The 22,404-nt window shown below is 45.9% G+C and carries 16 protein-coding genes; 7 read left to right on the top strand and 9 right to left on the bottom strand.

All coding sequences use genetic code 11. The features are described from left to right. Positions 1 to 31: 31 nt before the first annotated feature. The 4 genes from DLM76_RS10910 to DLM76_RS10885 all read right to left on the bottom strand — a co-directional run bounded on the left by DLM76_RS10910 (position 32) and on the right by DLM76_RS10885 (position 3,526). The gene (locus tag DLM76_RS10910) at positions 32 to 1,339 is read right to left on the bottom strand and encodes a hypothetical protein (protein ID WP_118965198.1); all 1,308 of its coding nucleotides are present in this window, start codon (positions 1,337 to 1,339) and stop codon (positions 32 to 34) included. A 270-nt stretch (positions 1,340 to 1,609) separates the two neighbouring features. Next, on the bottom strand, positions 1,610 to 2,071 hold the full coding sequence (locus DLM76_RS10900) for a hypothetical protein (RefSeq protein ID WP_135582499.1): 462 nt from the start codon (positions 2,069 to 2,071) through the stop codon (positions 1,610 to 1,612). Positions 2,072 to 2,132: 61 nt separating this feature from the next. Then, a complete protein-coding gene (locus tag DLM76_RS10895; protein ID WP_118965195.1) occupies positions 2,133 to 2,672 on the bottom strand; it encodes a hypothetical protein in 540 nt (179 codons plus the stop codon). 617 nt (positions 2,673 to 3,289) lie between these two features. Next, positions 3,290 to 3,526, bottom strand: a complete 237-nt coding sequence (locus tag DLM76_RS10885; protein ID WP_118955639.1) for a hypothetical protein — start codon at positions 3,524 to 3,526, stop codon at positions 3,290 to 3,292. A 258-nt stretch (positions 3,527 to 3,784) separates the two neighbouring features. Here DLM76_RS10885 and ispG point away from each other — a divergent pair, with 258 nt between their 5' ends. The 3 genes from ispG to DLM76_RS10870 all read left to right on the top strand — a co-directional run bounded on the left by ispG (position 3,785) and on the right by DLM76_RS10870 (position 9,144). Beyond that, positions 3,785 to 5,776, top strand: coding sequence for a (E)-4-hydroxy-3-methylbut-2-enyl-diphosphate synthase (gene ispG / locus DLM76_RS10880; protein WP_118965282.1), 1,992 nt, complete (start codon positions 3,785 to 3,787; stop codon positions 5,774 to 5,776). Between the two features lie 271 nt (positions 5,777 to 6,047). After that, positions 6,048 to 7,847 (top strand): adenylate/guanylate cyclase domain-containing protein, encoded by a 1,800-nt coding sequence (locus tag DLM76_RS10875; protein ID WP_118965193.1) that lies wholly within the window; start codon positions 6,048 to 6,050, stop codon positions 7,845 to 7,847. A gap of 4 nt (positions 7,848 to 7,851) precedes the next feature. Next, positions 7,852 to 9,144, top strand: coding sequence for a FecR domain-containing protein (locus DLM76_RS10870; protein ID WP_118965192.1), 1,293 nt, complete (start codon positions 7,852 to 7,854; stop codon positions 9,142 to 9,144). 206 nt (positions 9,145 to 9,350) lie between these two features. Here the strand turns inward: DLM76_RS10870 and DLM76_RS10865 are convergent, their stop codons facing one another. The 5 genes from DLM76_RS10865 to DLM76_RS10845 form a co-directional block, all read right to left on the bottom strand. Further along, the gene (locus tag DLM76_RS10865) at positions 9,351 to 9,539 is read right to left on the bottom strand and encodes a hypothetical protein (protein ID WP_010575424.1); all 189 of its coding nucleotides are present in this window, start codon (positions 9,537 to 9,539) and stop codon (positions 9,351 to 9,353) included. Then, a complete protein-coding gene (locus tag DLM76_RS10860) occupies positions 9,536 to 10,327 on the bottom strand; it encodes a pentapeptide repeat-containing protein (RefSeq protein WP_118965191.1) in 792 nt (263 codons plus the stop codon). The genes DLM76_RS10865 and DLM76_RS10860 overlap by 4 nt, the downstream gene beginning before the upstream one ends. Positions 10,328 to 10,385: 58 nt before the next feature. Continuing rightward, positions 10,386 to 10,589: a 50S ribosomal protein L31 gene (gene rpmE, locus DLM76_RS10855; protein WP_118955328.1), complete on the bottom strand. Its 204-nt coding sequence runs from the start codon at positions 10,587 to 10,589 to the stop codon at positions 10,386 to 10,388. A 19-nt stretch (positions 10,590 to 10,608) separates the two neighbouring features. Next, entirely contained in the window at positions 10,609 to 12,063 is a 1,455-nt protein-coding gene (gene rho / locus DLM76_RS10850) for a transcription termination factor Rho (protein WP_118955329.1), read from the bottom strand. Positions 12,064 to 12,210: 147 nt separating this feature from the next. Further along, the gene (locus DLM76_RS10845; protein ID WP_118955641.1) at positions 12,211 to 13,380 is read right to left on the bottom strand and encodes a transcriptional regulator; all 1,170 of its coding nucleotides are present in this window, start codon (positions 13,378 to 13,380) and stop codon (positions 12,211 to 12,213) included. Between the two features lie 600 nt (positions 13,381 to 13,980). Between DLM76_RS10845 and DLM76_RS10835 the strand changes: the two genes are divergently transcribed. The 4 genes from DLM76_RS10835 (at position 13,981) to DLM76_RS10805 (ending at position 22,365) form a co-directional block, all read left to right on the top strand. Continuing rightward, positions 13,981 to 14,886, top strand: a complete 906-nt coding sequence (locus DLM76_RS10835; RefSeq protein WP_118955331.1) for a hypothetical protein — start codon at positions 13,981 to 13,983, stop codon at positions 14,884 to 14,886. Between the two features lie 173 nt (positions 14,887 to 15,059). Next, complete coding sequence (locus tag DLM76_RS10815) at positions 15,060 to 18,503, top strand: TPR end-of-group domain-containing protein (RefSeq protein ID WP_158586385.1); 3,444 nt, start codon at positions 15,060 to 15,062, stop codon at positions 18,501 to 18,503. Between the two features lie 9 nt (positions 18,504 to 18,512). Next, positions 18,513 to 19,745, top strand: a complete 1,233-nt coding sequence (locus DLM76_RS10810; RefSeq protein WP_118965186.1) for an LVIVD repeat-containing protein — start codon at positions 18,513 to 18,515, stop codon at positions 19,743 to 19,745. A gap of 217 nt (positions 19,746 to 19,962) precedes the next feature. Continuing rightward, positions 19,963 to 22,365, top strand: a complete 2,403-nt coding sequence (locus DLM76_RS10805; RefSeq protein WP_118965185.1) for a hypothetical protein — start codon at positions 19,963 to 19,965, stop codon at positions 22,363 to 22,365. Positions 22,366 to 22,404: the final 39 nt, after the last annotated feature.

Here is a 22,404-nt window from a genome sequence, read left to right as displayed (position 1 = left end):
AGTTTAAGCAGAGAAACGTTCGTAAACGAGGTTAGAGTTTCTGTGCGACGGGAAGAAAAAGATCTCCGAGTTTTTTTCTCTGATTCGCGTCGGGGATTCTCAGAAAAAGCTGATCCAATTTTTGACGCAGAGAAGTCGTGTCCGGATATTCTTCGAAAATTTTCAGGATATGAGGCCAGGCTTTTTTCACGAGTTCTTCCATTCCCGGTCCCGCGGTTTTGGAAGCGACAAAGGCTCTTTCCAATCCGGCGCGCAAGTCCGCGAACGTTCGAGTCAGGTCGAGAATCTTTCGAACCCTCGTATCCTTCAATCCCATACGGGAAGAAATCTGTGCGATCACGGAATTCCAATCCACGGGTTCGTTTTTCATTTCCTTTAACACGAAAGAATGAAGTTGGATGAGAGCGCCGAGTTCCGGAGGAAGAGTCATCACCCAGCGTTTGTAAGCGTCCGGTTGTCCTTCTTTTTGAAACTGACGCACACGGTTTACGCTTTCCATATATTTGGAAAATGGAATGATCACGGGCGGTTCTACAGGAACGATCGGTTCCTCTTCGACAAACGACGGTTCGTCGAATCCGCCGAACTGAAGATCCTCGACTTCGGTTAACAAATCTTCGTTCCCGCTAACCGAGACGGGACTTGGGACGTCGTCTTCTTCCAATTCTTCGCGTTTTAGCACGAGTGCGTTGCCGGAAAAATCGGCGCCGAACCGTTCGACGAGTTCCGTGAGAATCAGCTTCTCCGGAGGTTTTTTCAAAGGCGTAGGCGGAGGAGCGGGTTTACGAACGGCGCTGCTTCCTTCTTCTCCCGGCTTCGGCGGCTCGCCGAAAGAAGAAATCGAAGGCTCCAAATCCTTGCCGGTCGCGTCGTCTCGAAGCACAACGTATCCTTCCATACCGATAAAGCGTTTTCCGGGAGGAACCAGAGTGCCGAACGTTTCCACGATCTCTTCGGAGATGCGCGCGTATTTTTTCTTTCTCGGTTTCCCCGCGTTGGACTTTTCCTGCTCGATGAGCCTGTTCTTGATCCCCGCGTGCGTGTTCATGAAGTTTTTGGTCATGAACGCGGAAAGATCGTTCTGCGACATTCCGAGATATTCGGCGAACTTGGGAAGATGATCGAAGAACTGTTCCGTTTTTTGAATATTGGTTACGATATAGGAACGCATCTTTTGTTTGAGCGCTTCCTGATCGGTGGGGGAAATTTTTTTACCGGAGATCAATCCGTTGAAGAGCTGGATGTGAGTATGGAAATAACTTAAAAATTCCCCGTAGGCGGTAAGTTCAAATTCGCCGTGAGAATTCTGCTCTATGATCTTTTTATCATTTCCGGACATACGATTTTAATTTCCGTAACCTTCGACGTTTCCCATTTCTACTTCCGATCGATTTTCAAACCGTCTGAAAGGTCGGTCTTTGGTAAACCTTCGCCAGTTTTCCCTCCGTTTTCAGGAATTCAAGACATTTCGAAAGATCGGGACGACCGAATTCATTCGGAAACGAGGCGATGAAACCAAAGGAAAGAATCCGCACGTTCGATCCAAGAAACCGCTGAGCCCGTTCGTATTCTTAGAAACGCATTCGTTCTTTCGTTCCGCGTCTACGGATTATAATTCTCGTTTGAATCGATTCAAAAATTCGGCATAGTCCCGGATCGGAAACCGGTATTCTTCCGGATCGGAGAACCAACGCACCTTACTTCCGATATTCGAAAGGTTTGAAACGGTAAACTCAGAGTCGTCCCGGCCGAATCGTTTCCAAAGAACAAACTCCTGCGTTCTTTCGATTTCCACAACGATCAACGTGCAAAAAAAATCGCAATCGTCCGGGCACATCAATAGGGGCGCAACGGAGGACTTTCCGACGTTAGGAAGAATTCTTTCCCAGACGATTTTTCTTTCTTCTTCATCGGAAAGCCAATTCAGCAAAGTCGGGACCAACCCCGCCAGATCTCGATCGGAAAATTTTCGATCTACATACGAAGTCAGAATCTCTCCGTCGATCCGAATGTCGAGGTGTTCCTCCGCGGAATACAAGGAACGATTGTAAACCGCTTCGATTCGATTCATCTCAAGTACTCGCGGACATGATTCGAATCGCCGAAAAAAAATCTCTTTGGCCCGGAGAAAATCATGATCCATATCCCGCCTTCAATGCACGGCAATTATAACGGATCGGGTCGTCTTCGGAATTTTCGCGAAGAAGTCCTATCGACGCGAGTTCCGGTTTTTTGGAATTGGTTTGTATTTCCAAAACGAAACGAAGAGGAAATTCGGAAGTTTCGACGCGGATCAGATGTTTTTCTCCCTTTCTTTCGTATGTCGCGGGAAGCGCGATCTTCGTATCGAAGGTATATTCAGGATCTTTTATGTTTTTCTCCTCGCCCTGATACAAAGTGACGAATGGATTCAGATACGAATCTTTCTTCGGATACGCATAGAATTCGATCGCACAAACGACGCGGGAGGAGCAACGGGGCTTCTCCATTCTGCACTTGAACAACAATTCTCCGTATTTGAGTTCCGTCGACCAGAGTCCCGTAGAATACGATAAAAGACCTACAAGGATCAAAACGCTTCTTGAAACCGCTTTCGGATTTTGAAATCCGATTTTTTTAATAAAGAGAAATACGAATTCGAAAGAGTTTGTTAAAGTTCTACAGGATGCCATTGTATTCTCCGCGTTTTTGCAACAACGGATTACTTTATCTTTTGCTCGCAAAAGAATTCCCGATCCGTTACTCAATCGATACGATAAAGCGTATTATTCCTACTCCGAAAAACCGAACTTCGCTTAACAATGGATTTATCTCCGAAACTCTATCTTCAATCTCGCTCGGCCCTTCTTTTCTTTCGGAGATTCGCGTTGCTTCAAGTAACGGCGTATACGTTTTTAAAAAATTTACCGAACTCTTGTTTCGACATCAAAACAAAAAATACGGAACATTGATGGCGGAAAAATTCGAATGGAGCAATCTGATTTCGCCTAACGTTTCAAGATAAGAAACCCGAAGCCTTCAATAGAGAAGAACGAATAACGTCGTCGATCACGGGCTGGCGTCCATACTGCCCGCGCCGGCTCCGCGCTCTTAAGATAAAAAACGCGTGCGTCGCTTTCCAAGGAATCGCGGATTGCAGAGGCGCTTTCATTAAAACCCGCATTGAAAAACAACAAACAGACATTTTGCAGCCCCTTTGTTTTAACGGCCTCACTGGTTTGAAGGGTCGGTATTCGTGCCGTTTTCGGAAATTCAAGGAATGAGCGCTGAGACGTCCGCGTCGATCGGCTTACTGAATTCTTTCCTTAATCAAACCCTCTCCCGATTTTAAGGAAAGAATTCGATAACGTAAGAACGTATTGCAGGTCGCCTCTTCGGTATAACGGACCAAATCGTAATCCGGTCTCGGAGAACGGAAGAAATTCGAATGCAGAAGGCGTTCCGTAACTTCTTTCTGAATGTGCGCCCTCGCCTCGGTTCTTCGGAAATACTCCGAAGGTATGATGACGTCGTTCTTATAAGACAGAATATTCCCCCGATAGATCGCGACCGTAACACGGATCCGATACGTTTCGGCGGGTTTCAAAGAAGGAAAATCCATAATCAATTTATTTCCAGAGATGTGTATGTACTATCGGAGACGGCCGCCCCGGAATCAAATCCCCGGGATGAAAAACAACGCGGGAATCCCGCAAAAAAGGAGAATGACGGGGCGACCATTCCGTCCAAAATTGTCTTAAGATAAGAGGGAATTCCCGGTGGATCGTGGATTCTTATGAACGGAATGAATTTTAGATACAACCACACGCCTTTCGGCTATCAGAGAAGAAGAACGAGAGAAGTAAAAGTAGGAGACGTGAAAGTCGGGGGCGGAAATCCGATCGTCATCCAGTCGATGATCAACAGCGACACGACCGATACGCAAGGTTCGGTAAAACAAATTCTCGAGTTGGAGCGAGCGGGTTGCGAAATCGTACGACTGACCGTTCCTTCTCAAGCGGACGCGGACAATCTACCGGCCATTCGACAAGAGTTGAAAAAAGCGGGAAGCAAGGTTCCTCTCGTCGCGGACATTCACTTCACTCCGAGCGTCGCGATGAAGGCGGTGGAATACGTTGAAAAAATAAGAATCAATCCGGGCAACTTTGCGGATAAGAAAAAATTCGCGGTTCGGGATTATACGGATGGCGAATACGACGACGAGCTGGGAAGAATCAGCGAAATCTTTTCTCCGCTTGTTCTGAGATGCAAGGAACTCGGAGTCGCGATGAGAATCGGAACGAATCACGGTTCCCTTTCGGATCGGATCATGAACCGATACGGCGACACTCCGCAGGGAATGGTCGAGTCAGCGCTCGAATTCATCCGCATCGCGGAAAGTTTAAATTATTATGATATTATTGTTAGCATGAAAGCTTCGAACCCGCAGGTGATGGTTCAGGCCTATCGGATGCTCGCTTCTAGGTTCGACGAACTTAGAATGGACTACCCTCTTCACTTGGGCGTGACCGAAGCGGGAGACGGAAAGGACGGAAGAATCAAGTCCGCAATCGGAATCGGCTCCTTGCTGGAAGACGGACTCGGAGATACGATCCGCGTTTCTCTTACGGAAGATCCGGTTCTCGAAGTCCCCGTCGCAAAACTTCTCGCGGACAAGTTCAACGCAAGAAGCGCGAGCCCGGAACGTTCGAAAGGATATTCCGAATTTCGAAACCCGTTTTCGTACGAAAGATTTTACAGCAGTGAAATCCGGATCGGAAAATTCGAAGCGGGCGAATCGCATCCGGTGCGCGTCGAATCGGTCCTTCCTTTTGAGAACTCCAATTCCTTTCTTGCGAACGTCGCCAAACTCTATCAATACGGAAAACCTCTTTCGATCGAACCGGAAAGCATCCTGGTCGATTCCCCTTCTCCCGATCTATTAAGCGAAATCGCGGAGTCCGCAAAGGCTTTGGAAATTCCGGTGGGAATTCTTCTCGCAAAGAACGTTTCTCTGAACGAAAAACTCCAAAAGGAACTCAAACGCTTTCCCAAGATCGTATTCGATCCGTTTCTCCAGTTTCAAGACGGGGAAAAGATGCTGGCCTTTCTGCAGGAAAGACAAAGCGCCGGATTGTATACGGAGATTCATACGAGCGGAGAAAGAATCGAGTCCCTCAAGGGACTCCCCGAAACGTTATCCGAAATCGGAATCAAAAACGTGATTTTTTCCCTCGAAACCGGTGAAATCCTCTACGATTACCGCAAACTCGGAAATATTCTGAGCCGTCACGAATTTCCGATCCTGCTGCACGGATCGTTCGGCAACGCGGAAGAAGCGTTATACGGCTCCGCCATCGGAATCGGCGGACTTCTCATCGACGGAATCGGAGATATGATCCGGATTCAAACGCCGAAACTCGAGGAACTCGAAGAAACATTCCAACTTTCTTATGATCTTTTGCAGGGCACAAGACTCCGTCTGACAAAAACCGAATATATTTCCTGCCCCTCCTGCGGAAGAACGTTATTCGACCTTCAAGAGACCACCGCGAGAATCAAGGCGAGAACGGGACATCTCAAAGGCGTAAAAATCGCAATAATGGGTTGTATCGTAAACGGTCCGGGAGAAATGGCGGATGCCGATTTCGGATACGTAGGCGCCGGTCCCGGGAAAGTACACCTCTACAGAGGGAAGGAAATCGTAATGAAGAACGTTCCAAGCGAAGTTGCGGATGAAAAACTCGTAGAACTGATCAAAGACAACGGTCTTTGGCAAGAGCAGGCGATCAGTTAATTTTTTTCCAAGATTCGTTTTGATTTTCCATTTACAGCGCGTCCCTCAAAACCCGCTTTGCTTTGCCAAAAAGATCAAGCCGCAAAAACCTGTCGCGGTTTCGGGACAGCATCTTATAGAATGGAAATCGAACGAGTTTCGTTTATTTGCTCGATTCTGAATCACCGAAATCCGATCATTTTATAAGAACCCGCAAAATAGTGTTGTTTTATAGAATGTTCCGGGTGACATAGACTCTTTTATCGGATAGCAAGACGCGAACGGAAACGTTATGAATTCATTTCTCAATTTATACAACTGGAATATCCGCCAAAAGTTGATGGTGATCATTTCCTTCATCATCCTGGTTTCTTTGGGAGTCATCATCGCTCTCGCGACGTATTTTTTCAAATCGGACAACGAGGTTCGGATCAAGGAGAACAACCTGAAACTGACCGACGTGATCAGTCAAAAGGTTCGTTCCGATATGGCATCGTTGACAAAACGTTCCCTTCTTCTTGCAAGGGCCGTCGCAAATTCCGAAGGGTCGAACGATATTCTTCAGAACGACGAAGACATCTTCTATCTGAAAATTTTCAGAAAGGAAAACGGAGATTACGTCGGAGTCAAACGGATCGTCAACGAAAGCTCCCTCAAAGAACTGAAGATTTCTCCGGAAGAATCGGATAAGATCGTCCGCAAATATTTGAACGGACAACGAAAAGCCCAACCCGGAAAACCCGTAGTGTTGAACGTATCCCCCGATTTCCAAAAACCGGTCCTATATCTGATGATCACCATCGGAGACGGCGTGAATACCGCCATCGTGATTTCCCTCGTAAAGATGGATTCTATATTAGATTCTTTTAAAACGTCCGGAATCACCCAATTCTTTCTCGTGGGTCAGGACGGAAAGTTGATCGCGCATTCCGATCCGAAACTGATTCTACAACCGATCAATCTTTCGGACGATCCGATCGTGAAGAATCTTTTGGACAGCACGATGAGTAACGGACAAACCCGTTACAAAGGAAAGGACAATCAGTTCTATCTCGGTTCTTTCCGAAGAATCGGTTACGCCGGATTAGGCGTGATTTCCAGCACTTCAGAAAAGAAAGCTTTTGAAGAAGTTTATAACATTCAAAAACGAAACATCTATCTGATGATCGTCGTGGTGAACGTATCGATCCTCTTCGTATTCTTTTATTCCAGAAGATTGACGCGTCCGATTCTCAAACTCGTGGACGCTTCCAAAGAAATCGAAAAAGGAAATTTTCATCTTACGTTGGAACCGGAATCCGGAGATGAAATCGGAAAACTCACTTCTTCCTTTGTCGAGATGGGAAAGGGACTTTCGGATCGGGATAAGATGAAGGACGCGTTCGGCAAGTTCGTCAACAAGGACATCGCTGAAATGGTTCTCAAAGGAGAAGTCAAACTCGGAGGAGATAAACGGGAATGCGTGATTCTTTTCTCCGATATCCGAAGTTTTACTTCGATCTCCGAAAGAATCGAACCGGAACTCGTCGTCGAATTCTTAAACCAATACTTTACGGCAATGGTTAAGTGCATCAACGCAAACGGCGGAAGCGTCAACAAATACATCGGGGACGCGATCATGGCGGTTTGGGGAGAATTGGGACATACCGATTCCGATACGGAAAACGCGATCAACGCGGCGCTCGATATGCGTAAGAGTCTTTTGCAGTTCAATAAAGGACGAGGCACGGATAAAAAACCGAGAATCTCGATCGGAATCGGAATCAATACGGGAGAAGTCATCGCCGGTCAAATCGGTTCCGAAGATCGTTTGGAATACACGGTCATCGGAGATACGGTCAACCTCGCTTCCCGAGTAGAATCCCTCACGAAAGAATTCGGAGCGGACATTCTGATCACCGGAAATTCTTACGAAAAGGTGAAAGGCATCTATAACGTGGAAAAACTCAAACCGATCAAGGTAAAGGGCAAACAATCTCTGCAAACAATCTACGCGGTTTTGGGGCCTTCCAAAGATAAGAATTGTCCTAAGAATTTGAAAGAACTCAGAAAACAAATCGGACTGGAGTTCAAGTCGGGCGGGTCTAAATAACGGTATGAGAGATCGCTTTCTTTCAGGCGACAGACCGTTGTTGTTGATTTTGATCTTCAACATAGTCCTGTTTACGGCCGTATTTTTGTACGATTATACGCGATACGGCTATCAGGGTTCTCAAAAAGTCATCGGGACCATTCTTTATAAGTCCAATACCATTCAGAGAAAATATGATTCCGAAGTCGTTTGGAGAGAGATCCAAACCGGAAATTCGGTTCAAAACCGGGATACGATCTTAACTTCGGAAGGTTCTCAAGTCAAGGTTCGCCTTTTGGACGGAAGCGAAATCATGATCGCGGAAAACTCCATGGTCTTTATCGATTATCTGGACAACCGTGCGAGTTTGGAAATTTCTTCCGGCGGCCTTCAGGTAACGAGAAGACCGGATAACAAAGAAAACCCATCTTCTCTCGGAATCCGTTCCGGAGACGGAGTTCTCAAACTCGTCGAAGGGATCATCAACGTCGAAAAACGGAAGGATCGAAACTCGCTGGAATACTCCATTCTTTCCGGATCGATCAAAGCGGATCCGAGCAATCCGTATCCGATGATTCCGAAAAAGTCTTTGGATGGATTTGAGAAATTATTTCCGGTTCCCGATAGCATTCAAACGGCGGCGTCGATCACTGCGGCCGCCAATTCTTCCGCAAACGGAAACAATTCCGCAACTTCCTCTTCGTCCGGTAATTCGTCTACTTCGGCAAACTCTTCTTCGTCTAACGCGGGTTCTGCGACCGGCGGATCATCTACCACAAGTTCGGGCAATTCCGCAAATTCAGAGTCTAACTCCAATTACGGAACCTATGACAACGGAAATCCGAATTACAGATCCACCACGGGTTCCAATGCGAACGGCAGCGGAACGAATTCTTCCAATACGAATTCCGGAACGACCGGCGGTGGAAACGGAAACTCCGGAGCGCATACCAAGTCCGGCTTAAAACTCGATCGTCCCGGAGATGCGAACAAAAACAGCGCTTCGAAACAAAACGAAACCGGCTCTTCCAAATCCGGTTCGACGTATGATCCGGGCGACTATATCAATAAACAGAAATACGAACAGACGAAGATTCAGGAAAAATCCGATTCCACTCCGAATCAAAACCGCGGAGAATTCAAGAATACCGAATCCTCTCAAAAAGACAACAAGGGCGGCGGTTCCACTTCCTCGCAGGAAATGAAAAAGACGAAGCCCGCCCGCGAGTGGACCCCCGAAGAACTTCTTAAACAAGAGAAAGAAAAACGCAGAAGAGAACGGGAAGACAAGGAACAAAGAGAATTCTTGAGGATGTAATTCGCTAAAACTCAGCAGAACACATTCCTATGGAGCGTGTTATAGAGCGAATTAGCCAACGAACAGCATTATCGAGCGATCCGTAGAGAGCATTCCATTGAGTTCGTGCAAAGCCCCATTGTAGCTCCGCAAGCACATTCCAATCTTCAAATATTCTAAAATTAGAATAAACCGTTCTACGTTTCGAACTTGGCTGTCGAATTTGCTTAAGCCGGAACTACGTCGGCCGGAGTCAAAGACTCGATATTGTGGGTAAAACCTTCTTTATCGTGAAAAAGAACGACGAGTTTGTCGTTTTCAAAAGAAATCACTTCAACGATCGTGTTTGTGTGAACGAAAATTCCGTTGTGAAGAAACGTACGTTTGGTGATCTTCAGTTTGTCGCCCGGTTTCATTCGGCCTCTTTGTTAAGATAAAGGTCTTTTCCTTCTTTTTTCATCACGCTGAAGAGATGGATCTGTTTTTGATCCAAACGCGTTCCGATATCGTAGATCGCATCCGTAAAATCGGCGCCTTCCACGTTCGCTCCCGCGAGTTTCGCCCAACGCAGATCGGCTCCCCGGAAATTCGCGTTTCGGAGATCGGCGTTGTTTAAAAAGGAACCTCTGAGTTTCGCGGCAAAAAAGTTCGCGCCCACAAAGGAAGAATTCTGAAGGAACGCGTGTCCGAGATTGGCCCCGCTGAAATCGACTCCGTCAAAATTCTGTTTTTCTAATATGATGCTGGAAAGGTCTTCGCCTTTGAGAGAACCCTTTTCTTTCAGAATCTCGAGCGCCTTACCGGCGGTGATTCGTTTTTCCTTGGGAACCCCTTCTCCGCTTTCATAGTCTTTCACCGCTTGTAAAAGTGCGGCGACCGCGGACTCGGGATAATTTTTTCTTCGTTCGGGAAACTCGAACATCTTTTCGAGATCGGACGGAGTTACGTCCTTCAGTTCTTGAATGGACTTGCCTTTGGCGAACTCGGTTGCCATCGCAAGAGCGACAATTCCGAAACCGCAACCGGTGGTGGTATAACTCGCGTCCGTTACGTGATCGGTAGAATCGATTTTAAGATAAATGCGGTAACCGTCTCCGCAACCGACGTTGCGGTAGTTGGAGACTACGGTCGCATCTTCCATCTCACGATAGTTGACGCGATCGTCGTTGATTTGTTTGTACCGTGCGAAGTCCATTACACTCATGAAAGTTCACCTGCCCGGTTTTTAGACGGCATAAAGGAGGATGGGAGCGAGAAAACTCTCACTGCATCTTGTATTTTTTCTTGAACTTGTCAACCCGACCGGTCGTATCCACGAGTTTGGATTTTCCGGTAAAGAAGGGGTGGCAAGCAGAACAAATTTCCACGTTGATATCGCCGATGGAAGTTCTCGTTTCGTAAACGGTTCCACAGGATGCGCAGCTGATTTTCGCCGCTCTATAGTTTGGATGAATTCCGGTTTTCATAAATTCCCTTTTTAAGCGCTTATTGGGTATTCATACTGGCCAAAAAGGCGTCGTTTGTCTTGGAAAGACGCATTTTTTCCAGCAATAATTCCATGCTTTCCGTGATGCTCATAGGAGAAAGTACTTTTCGGAGAACAAACACTTTCTGCAGAACGTCCTTGGTAATCAGAAGTTCTTCCTTACGAGTTCCGGACTTATTGATGTCGATTGCGGGGAAAATCCGTTTGTCGGAAAGTTTCCGATCGAGATGGATTTCCATGTTACCCGTTCCCTTGAATTCCTCGAAGATGACCTCGTCCATTTTCGAACCGGTGTCGATCAGAGCGGTCGCGATGATGGTCAAAGAACCGCCTTCTTCGATATTTCTCGCGGCCCCGAAGAAACGTTTCGGTTTATGAAGCGCGTTGGAATCCACCCCGCCGGAAAGAATTTTCCCGGAAGTCGGAATGACCTGGTTGTAGGCTCTCGCCAAACGAGTGATCGAATCCAGAAGAATGACGACGTCCTTTCCGTGTTCCACGAGACGTTTCGCTTTTTCGATGACCATCTCCGCCACTTGAACGTGCCTTTGTGCAGGTTCGTCGAACGTGGAAGAAACGACTTCTCCACGAACGTGACGAGCCATATCGGTCACCTCTTCCGGACGCTCGTCGATCAAAAGAACGATCAGAGTGCATTCGGGGTGATTGGAAGTGATCGCGTTCGCGATGTTCTGCATGAGAATCGTTTTACCGGTTCTCGGAGGAGCCACGATCAAGGCTCTCTGTCCTTTTCCGATCGGACACATGAGATCCAAAATTCTCGTGTCCAACATGGAAGGATCGTATTCCATCTTGAGTCTTTCGTTCGGATAAAGAGGAGTTAAATTGTCGAAAAGAGCGCGTTTGCCTGCGACATCGGGAGTATAACCGTTTACGGTTTCGACGCGAAGCATCGCAAAGAATCGTTCGGATTCTTTCGGAGGACGGATTTGCCCTTCCACCGTATCTCCCGTTCGGAGACCAAAAAGTTTAATCTGAGAAGGAGAAACATAAATATCGTCCGGACCCGGAACGTAGTTATAATCGGGGGATCTTAAAAATCCGTAACCGTCCGGTAACTTCTCCATAACGCCTGCGGCGTGAACTTGACCGTCTCTTTCCGCCTGTGCTTGAAGAATGGCGAAAATTAAATTTTGTTTTTTAAGACCGCCGGTATTTTCAACTCCGAGACCTTTCGCGACTTCGATTAAATCCGCGATTGCCTTTTTCTTAAGTTCGACGAGATCGATGGGAGCGGGAGTCGGACCTTCGTATCCTCCCCGTTTGCGTTTGCTGCGGGATCTTTGATCCGCGTTATCGGAAGATTCAAAATCTTGAGATTCTTGACCGACGCCTTCTTCTTCGATTGAATCGGTCGTTTCGGACTCGTTTTGGTTGTGGTTATTATTCTGGTGGTGGTGTCTGTTTTTATTGTCTCGTCTTGCTGTTGCCATATTAAGGAGCTACTTGAGTTTTAAAAAAGGGAAGGATTCGCCTTTTTGAGATTTTATTTTTGAGAATACAGGGTGGAGAAGAGATCTGTTTAGATCGGCTCTAACCATGAAATAACCGACTTTATGGAAGGCTGTCAACGAAATTATTCAGCGGGCTTTTCTTTTTTTTGCGGAAGGTTTAGAAGCGTTCGATTTCGAAGAATTCTTTTTGGGAGAAGAACCGGCTTTCACGGCATTCTTCCCCTGTTTTTTGAAAGAAGAAGCTTGTTTGGAAACGTTTGTTCCTTCTGCGGTTTTCGGATGCGTTCCTTTGTCTTCGGATGGCGAGGACGTTATACCCGCCTTTTTACGAGGAATCGGATTCTCCCTGGAAAGCGAATAACGGCTTTGCAGATCCAAAAACTTGATTCTATTTTGAAGGGTCGTTCGAGGAACGCCGAGTTCCAAAGCGGTATGAGAGATATTGTCCTGATTTCGCTTTAACGAATGAAAGATAAACGAGCTTTCGACTTCTTTCAGCATGGTTTCGAGCGGAAGCTTTTGAAAGAACGCATCGCTTACGGACGGGAATTCCAAACCGCTTTCATCCTGACGACCGACCGACGAACGCGGAGAAACGAAATGATACAGATAACCCGCGATCTTAGAATTCTGTTTGAGAACGATGATGCGAACGTTGCACTCGAGTTCGGTGACGTAGGTTTGCAGAGAAAAGGGAGAATTTCCGTCGAGTCTGAGTTCGTTGGATTTCAAATAGTCCGCCAATAAATTCTTGCTCATTTCCTTGAGAATTCGTTCCGCTTGCAGGATCGAATCGCGGAAGTATTTTTTCGGAAGAATGTTCTGCTCAAAGGTTTCATTGTAAAAGATCGAACTTCCTTCCAGATCCGTCGCGAGAAGTCCGTCCGGAAAATTCTGCAGAATGAGTTCCATAAACCAAAAACGGGAATTCTGTTCTTGTTCCTGTTTTTTCTCTTCGGTGATCGGAGCCGGTCCGGGGCGATTTCCGGAAACGAGTTTTCCCAAACCCGCCATGACTTGGACCTTATCCCATTCTTCCTTTTTTTCACCGGCTTTCGTAAGAACCGGAATCGAGTTTTGTCTTTGGAAGTATTGAAAGAAGGACTCGGGGATTTCCGTTTCTAAAAAAGATTCGGGAAGTTGGGAATATTCTCGGTCGGAAGAACTGAGATCCGCCATTTCCATCTGAATCAATTTGCGCGATAAAAGCCCGACGAGATCCCCCGATTCGTCCACGACCGGAAGATGCGTAGCCGGGGTGATGAGAAAGTATCTGTATAAGGCTTCTATTTTCATGAAAAACGGATCTTTTTCCAAGTGCCGATTTGGCGTCAGAATACTCTTATTTTCCGGTCGGTCAGAAAATTCCTCTCTTTTTTGAGCCTTCCCGGCCGTTTCCCAAAAGATCCACAAGGGAAGATCCGACACTTGTTATCCGACCGCAACGGGCTCGATCTCAAAATCCGGACGTTTCAGCGGCGTTTTCGAAGGAGTCCGTCCCAACGGATTCTCTGTGTCGGGAGAATCAGAGCAGATCACCCGCCCCATTCCCCTGAGAGTTCGGAAAAAATCAGAAACGCAAGCCCAAACGAAGACTAACTTACAATAAGATTACTATATTATAATTTTCAAATCACCTAACACCAAACGCAGGCCACTGATTTACAAAGGAATTCTTTTATTTTAAAATAAAATTTGACAAAAATACTTTGAAACTCGTTGTTATGTTCGTAAAAGATCTAACGCGTGCGTGAGAGTATTCAAACCAACTCACACCCAAAGCACAAAGTATACAATCAAAACATAAATTAAAAAAATAGAATGGGTGCATCTATGAAATTTGAGCCGGAGTTCCGTCCACCACTACATTATAAAAAAAGAAAATCTAATTTTAAAATGAAACAAGTGGCAACCTTGATTCTTCTAGTAGCAGCTTCCTTCTGTAAACCGCCTGGTGGATCGGAAGACTTAAGCGCGCTTTTGATTTCCTTAGCCGGTGGTAGTTCCAACAAAATCGGAACGGGAGTAAGTGGAAATGATGCTGGAAATCCAAGTCAGCCCGAATCTCCGTTTCGGCCGATCTTAAACGACTTAGCTGTTCAAACCGCGTACGTTACCGGAGCGGGCGGCGACGATCGACAAAGAGTCACCGTTACGTTTTCGTTTCAAAATGTTCCAGCAGGACCTTTGACCCTGAAAGCCTACTTAGGAAGACCGAACATTATCGCGCTCAGTGCGGACGGAACTACGGTACAAAACTATATCCAAGAACGCTTTAATCCCGACCCGATGTTCCCGAATGAATTTACGTTTTTATCTCCGGAAACGACACAGCCGTATCGGATCTTTGTGTTGGCTTCGAATTCGTTCGGAAAATCGGCCAAGTCGATTCTCTCCACGGCGCCTACTCCTCCGGCCGGTCCTTGCGCCAACGCGGTCTCCGCACCGACTACGATCGGAAATTGTGCGGAACATTGTATTCAAGTTACAACCAACGGCAATCTAATCGAATTTCGAGGAAGTGTAACTACCGTCAATGCGGAGGAATATCTGTATATGGACCTGAGCTCTTCCACTCCTTCCGGAGGAACAGGACCGTTTCCGTTTTCTTATATCGAGTTATTCAGCGCAGGCGAACCGCCCGTTTCGATCGCTCCTGGAACCTATACAACCGAACTTCACAGTGTAAATTCGGATACATATAATGAGAATGCTTGTATCGGAATTAGTTCGTATCAGGTTCTGGATGGCGCGGGCGGATTCAAAGATAGCTACTTATTTAAAAAAGTCATCATTCCTTGATCAGTTTCGGCGTCGAAAGACGCCGAGTTGTAAACTGAAAGATCAATCCGCATTTTAATATCAAATCGCTCTTCTCGATTTTTAATTTCGTACACGACGCAGTCAAAAAGTGCTGCGAAAGAAGGCATGATAACCGTTATTGTATTCAACATATTCTCCCGACACGGTAACTCATGATCTTCCAACCGAAAGACTTTCAAAAAGAAACGAGCCGCAAATATGACTCCGAATTCTACGGACGACTTCATACTTTCAATTTCGACGGGGCGATGCAATTGCTCGAAACGATCTTCCAAGATAAGGCGAACCAAGGCAGAAAAGGAGAACCGACGGATTTTCTTCACGATGACAACGAGGAAAAAAAAGGGACCTTGTCGGGACATTTCAAGGAAATGGTCGAACAGTTTCATTTCGACGAACCCTTGCAACACAGAGTCGATCGGATTCTCGAGATCTTGGAAGAGAGTGTTACGGAAGAAACCCTTCAATCCCATCGATTCAAACCGTTCAACGGAATCTTATTCAAGATGAGCGATTACGAATTCTGCAACGCCGTCGCGGATTCGATTCACTTCGACGCAAAAACCCATGAAATCTCGTCTATCTTCGGACTCAATCACGAACTGATCTGGGACTCCGATTCCTATCCTCCGGAAGAATCCTCCGAATCCTACGATTTCATCTATGATCTTCAATCGGGAAAATACAAGGTTTCCTACCTGGGAGAAAAACTCAAAGGAAAGAATCTTCACGTTCACATTAAACTATTATTATTTTCTAAAATGATTCGTGAAATCGTAGAAACTCTGTTGTTAAACGAACGCTTCGCGAAATTTCCGAAGGCATTTCCGTTCTACGTTCTCATCAATGCGGACGATTGTTACAACATCGACAAAAAGGATCGTTTTTTGTTGGAGGTGCGTTCTCCGATCGAGCTGAAAGATCTGGCGAACAATCCACATCGATCCTTGTATGAAAAATCCTCCGAGGCAAAAGCCCCTCCTTCGCCCTTGGAAGAATTTTTGTTTTCCTTGGATTTTTTGAACAAATCCGATTCCAACGAATTCCAAACTCTGCTCCGCTTGACCCACGGCGTACCTCAATGGAAAAAGTTCTTGGAACGAGCCTCCCAGAATTCCTTTCTTACGTATGAGGAAAAGAAAAAAGAAATCGAATCACTGGAAGCGGATGCGAAGAATCGCGAGTTCGTTTCAGTTTTGAAAAAAACGCTGAAGTTCGGACCGAGCGAGTTTTCTTCCTTCTTTTGGAAACTCGCGCAAAAAGATCCGCAATCGCACCAGGAATCCGCAAAACGATTTCAAAAACGGGTTTTTCTCAATCCTCCGGCTCCTCTGGAAGACGACTACAAACAAGCCCTCCCCTATATTCAGGATTTTACATATATCATCACCAGTTCTTATGCGGAGATTCCCGAAGACTTCAAAAAAGAATCGGAAGTATATTTGCAGGAAGCGATCGACCGAATGAAACATTCTCCTCATCCGGGATTTCGCATCCGAGCTTTCGAAATCGAATACAGACTGAAGGAAAACGACTGGGAGCCTTCTGAACGGCATCCAATCGAAAAAAATCCGCCTGAAGAGTATTTGGATTTAATGACCGAACTCGTTCGCTGTTTGCCCGAAAAATTCCCTTGGTTCGGGGAAGCCTGGGATTTCGTATTCGAAGACCGCCTCCTTTCCCTCGGACAAAAGGCAAAACGTTCCGCTCCCGCGGTTATCGAAGTTCTGGAACGATACAATCAAGAGCATTTCAATGAAGACGTTACGCGAAACATCGCTCCGGTTTTGTATAAAATCGGTTGCGAAGACATTCATCCCTTGATTCATCAACTCCACCAAAGAAACAAATTCTATTTGGAGGACTTTTATCACAAATGGTCCAAACAAGCTCCGGCCAATCGTTGGAAACAATTTGTCGAAACGATTCGAACCGACATCGATTCTTTTACAAAGGCTTCCGTATGGGAGAATCTACTTTACGACAGCGAACCCGGCTTTTCCTTATATTACGAAAACATCGAAAAAGAATCCGATCGAAATCGAATCTTCGATTTCCTTTTAACGGCTCTTCAAAAGGACGCGGGTCCGATCCTGCGACGGTTCGCATTCTTTTATTGCGAACAAACCAAAAAGAAGGCCGGAAAGAACAAGGAACGGTTTTTCGAAATCGTTTCGGAAATGACGGAATTTCTGCAAAGATTGAACGCGATCGAACCGCTCGAACCGAGTCATCAATTTTCGCTGCGATGCGGAATCGCCGCAAAAGCGATCGAGTCCTATCTGAACGACGAACCGAACGCGCTCGAACACATCCAAAAGACGATCGAAGAGTTTCCGAAAAACCATTTATTATATTTTCTGAAAGTGTCCCACATCGAACGAAAAAGCGGAATTTCAAAAGCGATCGAAGAATTAAGATCCGTTTTACCGATTCTGTGGAAGGACGATTTCGTATTTACGAAAGCGTTGTTTTTATACCTGCTTGCTTCCGAACATAGATGGGAAATACTTTCCGCCGGTAAATTGTACGCATTCTACGGAAAAATCAAAAGCAATTTCGAAAAGGACTTTTTTACGGACGGAAAGTTTTCAGGAAGACTGGATTCTTTCGAAAACGATCCGTTTTCAAAAGTGCTCAAGGAAGAATATTCCAAAATCGTAATCGATTCGCATAGATCCTGGCTTAAATTCAAAACCGAGGAATACGAAGCCGTTTCGAAAACCGATTCTCTTAGTATCGAAGAATTGGTCGCATCTTTAAAACCAGGAAATTCTTCGCTCAATCTTTCCATCGCACTCAGACTGATCGATCAAGCCGCAAAATTCACCAAAGAACTTCTTCAGATCTTGGATTGGGAAGAAACACAAGAAGGCTCCCTCCCGATTTTGAAATTATTCTATCAAAATCCGTATCTCAAAGAACGTTTATTCGAAAACCCGATCTTCCAAAAAAACCTAGGTTTCTTTATCAAAAAATACCGCGATGTCTCCGTGAACGAACTCAGTAAAAGTCTGTTTGTCAAATTCAAGGAACTTCAAAATTCTTCGGTGATCGTTCAAACGGTCGCCGAACTGGAACACGAAACGATCTTGAATTCTTTTCTTTCCGTTCACTGGGCATTCCAAAAGGAAGGTAAACTTTCCGAACTTGGAACGTTGATGGAAGATACATTAAAAAAAATGAATTCTAAAAAACCGGAATACGTTCTTACGGCGACGAACTTGAGCGTGATTCATATTCAAAACGGAAACTTAGAAAAAGCTAAGGAAGTGGCCGAAAATCTATTTTCGATGGATTGGAGTCGTTTCGATTATCAGAAAGACGAAACCGATACGTTCGCCGATACGGTTTTAGGAGGTGATTTGAACGAACAATATTCCGCCGTCTTCAAACAGTATTATTCTCTCGCTCATTTCAACGCGGCCTGCTTGTATTCCAGGTTGGGAGATCCGGAAAAATGCGTGTTTCATCTCAAAGAGGCCAACCGGCTCGGACCGCAAAACTACAATAAGGCGAAGATTCTTGCGGAAAAGGATTTCGAAACCGTAAAAGATCATCCCGTATATCAAGAATTCTTAAATTCCATCCACTGAGACCGATCCATGAAAAAGAATCATTTAAAGTTAACCAATCGACTGAACTTATCCTGCGCGAACCGATTTTTAATTCATAAAAATCATGCGTTCGTATGCGAATTATACGGAAGCGTCCATGAAATCAATATCATCAATCTGGAAAATCCCGAGGCTCCGAATCTAGTTCGATCCCTTACTTTTGAAAGCGCGATCGGCAGCCTGGCTATTCAAGGCGATGTCTTGTATGCGACGGAAGACAGAAGAGCGGTTCATAAATTCTCATTGGAAAACGTTTCCGATCCGAAACGTTTGGATTCATACATTCTGCTCGGATATGATCTTTACGACGTGCGGATCGTAAACGATAAGGCGATTCTTGCGATGAACTGGGACGGAATCGGAGTTGTAGACTTACGCAAACCCGACGAAATCCAACCTACCGTAAAACAAAAAATCGCAAAGGGATACGCTAAACAATTCGTTCCCTTCCGCGATCATTTTTTAATGACGAACGGTTTGCACGATGATCGGTTTCTTTATGAGATTTCCGTCCAAAACGGAAACGTTGAGATTCTTTCCCAGAGGGAATTTCCGAATTTCAATCCGTCCGAGGTGTTTGAGATTTCTTCGGGTGCGGCGTTGTTCGGAGAGGTGAAAAAAGGAAAAAAAGAATATTCTTCTATTCTTATATTGGATGAAAATCTTCAACCGATCGGCGAACCGATCCGTATCGAACGAACTCCGAACGTTTGTCTTTCGCTTTCGGATGGAAACGCGTTATTCGGGTTTGATTATGCGTATGCGCTCTTTGATCGTTCCAAACATTCGATCACACCGTTGTTTCAACAATTCGAGGACGGTAATTCAAAGGAATATATCGAAGTTCCGAGCAACCCGAAACGGATCGACCCGGAATACGACGTTCAGCGGGATTACTATGATCAAGAAGACAATGGGGATCCTGAGAACTACGAAGAGGAAGACGATTACGAAGCGGATCTAGACGACTCGAATGCAGAAGAATTCGAGGACTCCAATGAAAATGAGAATGGCAGCAGTTTAGCAGACAACGTGACGAATCAAGAAGCGACAACTTCCGATTCGGAAGAAAAATTCGATCCCTCAAGACTGGATAACGCTTATTGTATGGATTCCCTAAAATACGCTCAGAAAGTAGGAAGTTATCTTTTTGCCACTCACGGTAATCATTTTATCACGTTCAAAATCGGAGAAAATTCCCTCTTTCAAAAAATCGTTTAACACTCCAACCTCCGCGCTTTTAGAATAAGTTTCCTTACTTCGGAGACCGTTTTCGAAGAGCAAAGGCAAACAACCTCCCCTTCTTTCATTCCTGATTTTTCGAACACCCGAGAAATCAGGAATTTCCATTTATAACTTTCAAACGCAAAGTGAAAAAAAGCGAGTAAAAACTCACAGTCAATTTGTTGCATTTGTAAATAATTATATTTATAAAAAGATGCATAAATTTTATAAATCCGTACAAACAGGATTCCGAGTTCTTTTCTGCCTTTTCTTGATTTCCAACTGCGTTCCCAAACCGATCGGTTTATCCTTCGTTGACGCGACCCTCTTTTCGAATTACTTTATTTCCAACTCTTCTCTCCCTTTGAAAGTTCAAGTCCAAGGGCTCGCAAGCGGGGCTTCTTTTCAAATTTCAAATCACAATTCGGAAACTCTCACGATTTCGTCGAACGGAGAATTCGAGTTCACAAAAAAACTGCAGCGATTCTCCAATTTCACAGTTTCGATAGAAAGACAGCCTAGCACTTCTCCCAATCAAACCTGCGTTATCACGAATCCGACGGGGTCCGTTTCGCCCGACACAAATCTGGTGGAGATCAATTGCGGAACGAGTTTTTTCAACGTAAACGTGAACGTTTTCGGGATCGCTTCGGGCGCTACGGGAAGTCTTTCGATTCGAAACGGAAGCGTGGATACTCTCAGCATAGGATCGGACGGGAATTATGCTTTTTCGGCGCAAGTGCCCGATACTGGAAATTATTCGGTCGTACTTCTTTCCAGTCCGAGCCAGCACAACTGCGTAATCGAAGCGCTTCCTCCTTCGGCCGGAACGATCAACAACGCGCCTGTGACGCTTAACGTGAATTGCCTGAGTTTGACGAACGCTTCTCCCGTAAATCAAACCGCGATCAACGTTGGGGATACGATCCAGTTTACGTTTTCAAAACCGGTCACTCCTTTGAGCTGCAGCTTTACCGCGCCGACACCGACGCCTTCTTCCGGCGCTTGCGCTTCCGATCTCGCGCCGTTCGCCAATCCGATAACTGCGCTAAGTTATGCGGGGAACACCGTTTCTATTACGCCTAACGTAAGTTGGCCGGGAGGACTCGGTCAATGTATTCAGCTTTCCGGTTGCACCGAAGCCGGAACCAATCGTCCATTCCAGATAACGTCTCCGATTCGTTACGGAGTTACGAGTCAGATCAAATACGTCAAGGTCGGCGGTTTAGCGGCGGGAACATGCGACACGATCGCGAACGCTTGCAACGAAATTCAATATGCGATCACTCAGTGTAATACCGCGACCCCTTGTTTCGTTATGGTTTCGCAAGGAACATATTCGATGTTCGGCATGGGCCAAAGAATTATTCTGAAGGATAAACTCCAGCTTTTAGGCGGTTTCGGAAACGACTTTCAAGCGAGAGATTCGGTCGCATATCCCACGATCATTCGAGACGACGTGGGAACCGGAGGCTGCGGAGCTTCCGATTTCGGAACCTGTACTCCGATCGCAGGAGGTTCATTTACGATGACTTCCAATATGATGATCCAAGGTTTTACGATCATTACCAACCAGTTCAACGCGTGGGGAACCGGAATCTGGCTGAGCAATTTGAATACCGCGGGCTTTTCCTTGACCATCACGGGAAACTTGATCCTCGGCGCCACGGACGTCACTTCTGCATACGGTTTATTCATTACGAAATCCGCGATGTATCTTTACAACGTCGGCCCGAATCTCGTCGTCGCCGGAAATTACATTCTCGGGGGAAGCGGAAATTCGATTTCGGTCGGCATGAGGATCCTGGAAGGAACGCAAGGCGTAATCAGCAACAACTACATCAACGGGGGTTCGCACGTCAACATCAACGACGGTTTGGATTTTTCTCTAGGAATTATGGTGAACAACACAGCGACCAATACTACGCAGTCGTTACGGATCGTGAACAATATATTCAATTCTCATCATATTACCTCCGCTACTCCCGTTTCGGTTAGATCGAGTGCGGCGGTTCAGGCATTATCCATCAATTCTCCGAACTTCGTTTTTATCAACAATACGATGTATGGGGGAAATGGAACCACACGTTCGTACGGAATCCATCAACAGTCTTCTCCCGGAAATTTACGGATCAATGTGATTAACAATCAAGTTCTCACCAATCCGGGGGCAACGACCAGCGTCTGCCTGAACTACGATACCAACAACGTAAGCGCAACATCCAATATCTCGGGAAACAATCTTATAGGATGCAACACCCTCGCCACTTCGAATGGAGCGCCGTATAGACTCTGCGGGCCGGAACCGAGCGTTCTGCTCGATTTCTTCACCTGCTCCTTTCCGTTGACAAACAATCTGCAATTGAACTTCTCGCACAATCCGAACTTCGATGCGCCCACAAGTGCGACTCAGGTTTTTAGACTCAGCTCTTCTTCCCCCTGCAATTCCGTTTACGGAGGAGTCGATCCCGGTTTTGCACCTCCTGTGCTGCAACTGTATCAATCGGACCTGCTCGGAAATACGAGAACGAACAACGTGGCTCCGCTTCCCGTTCCGCTCGGGTCTTTCGGTTATTCGATCGGAGCGTTCGAAGTCAACGGAAACTGCACGCCTTAATCGGAAGACGCGCACGGTTGAAACCGCGCGCTCGTTTTT

The sequence above is a fragment of the Leptospira yasudae genome, assembly GCF_003545925.1.
GTDB lineage: Bacteria > Spirochaetota > Leptospiria > Leptospirales > Leptospiraceae > Leptospira > Leptospira yasudae.
The sequence above is the reverse complement of the archived record's forward strand: the minus strand, read 5'-3'. Positions and strand labels throughout refer to the sequence as shown.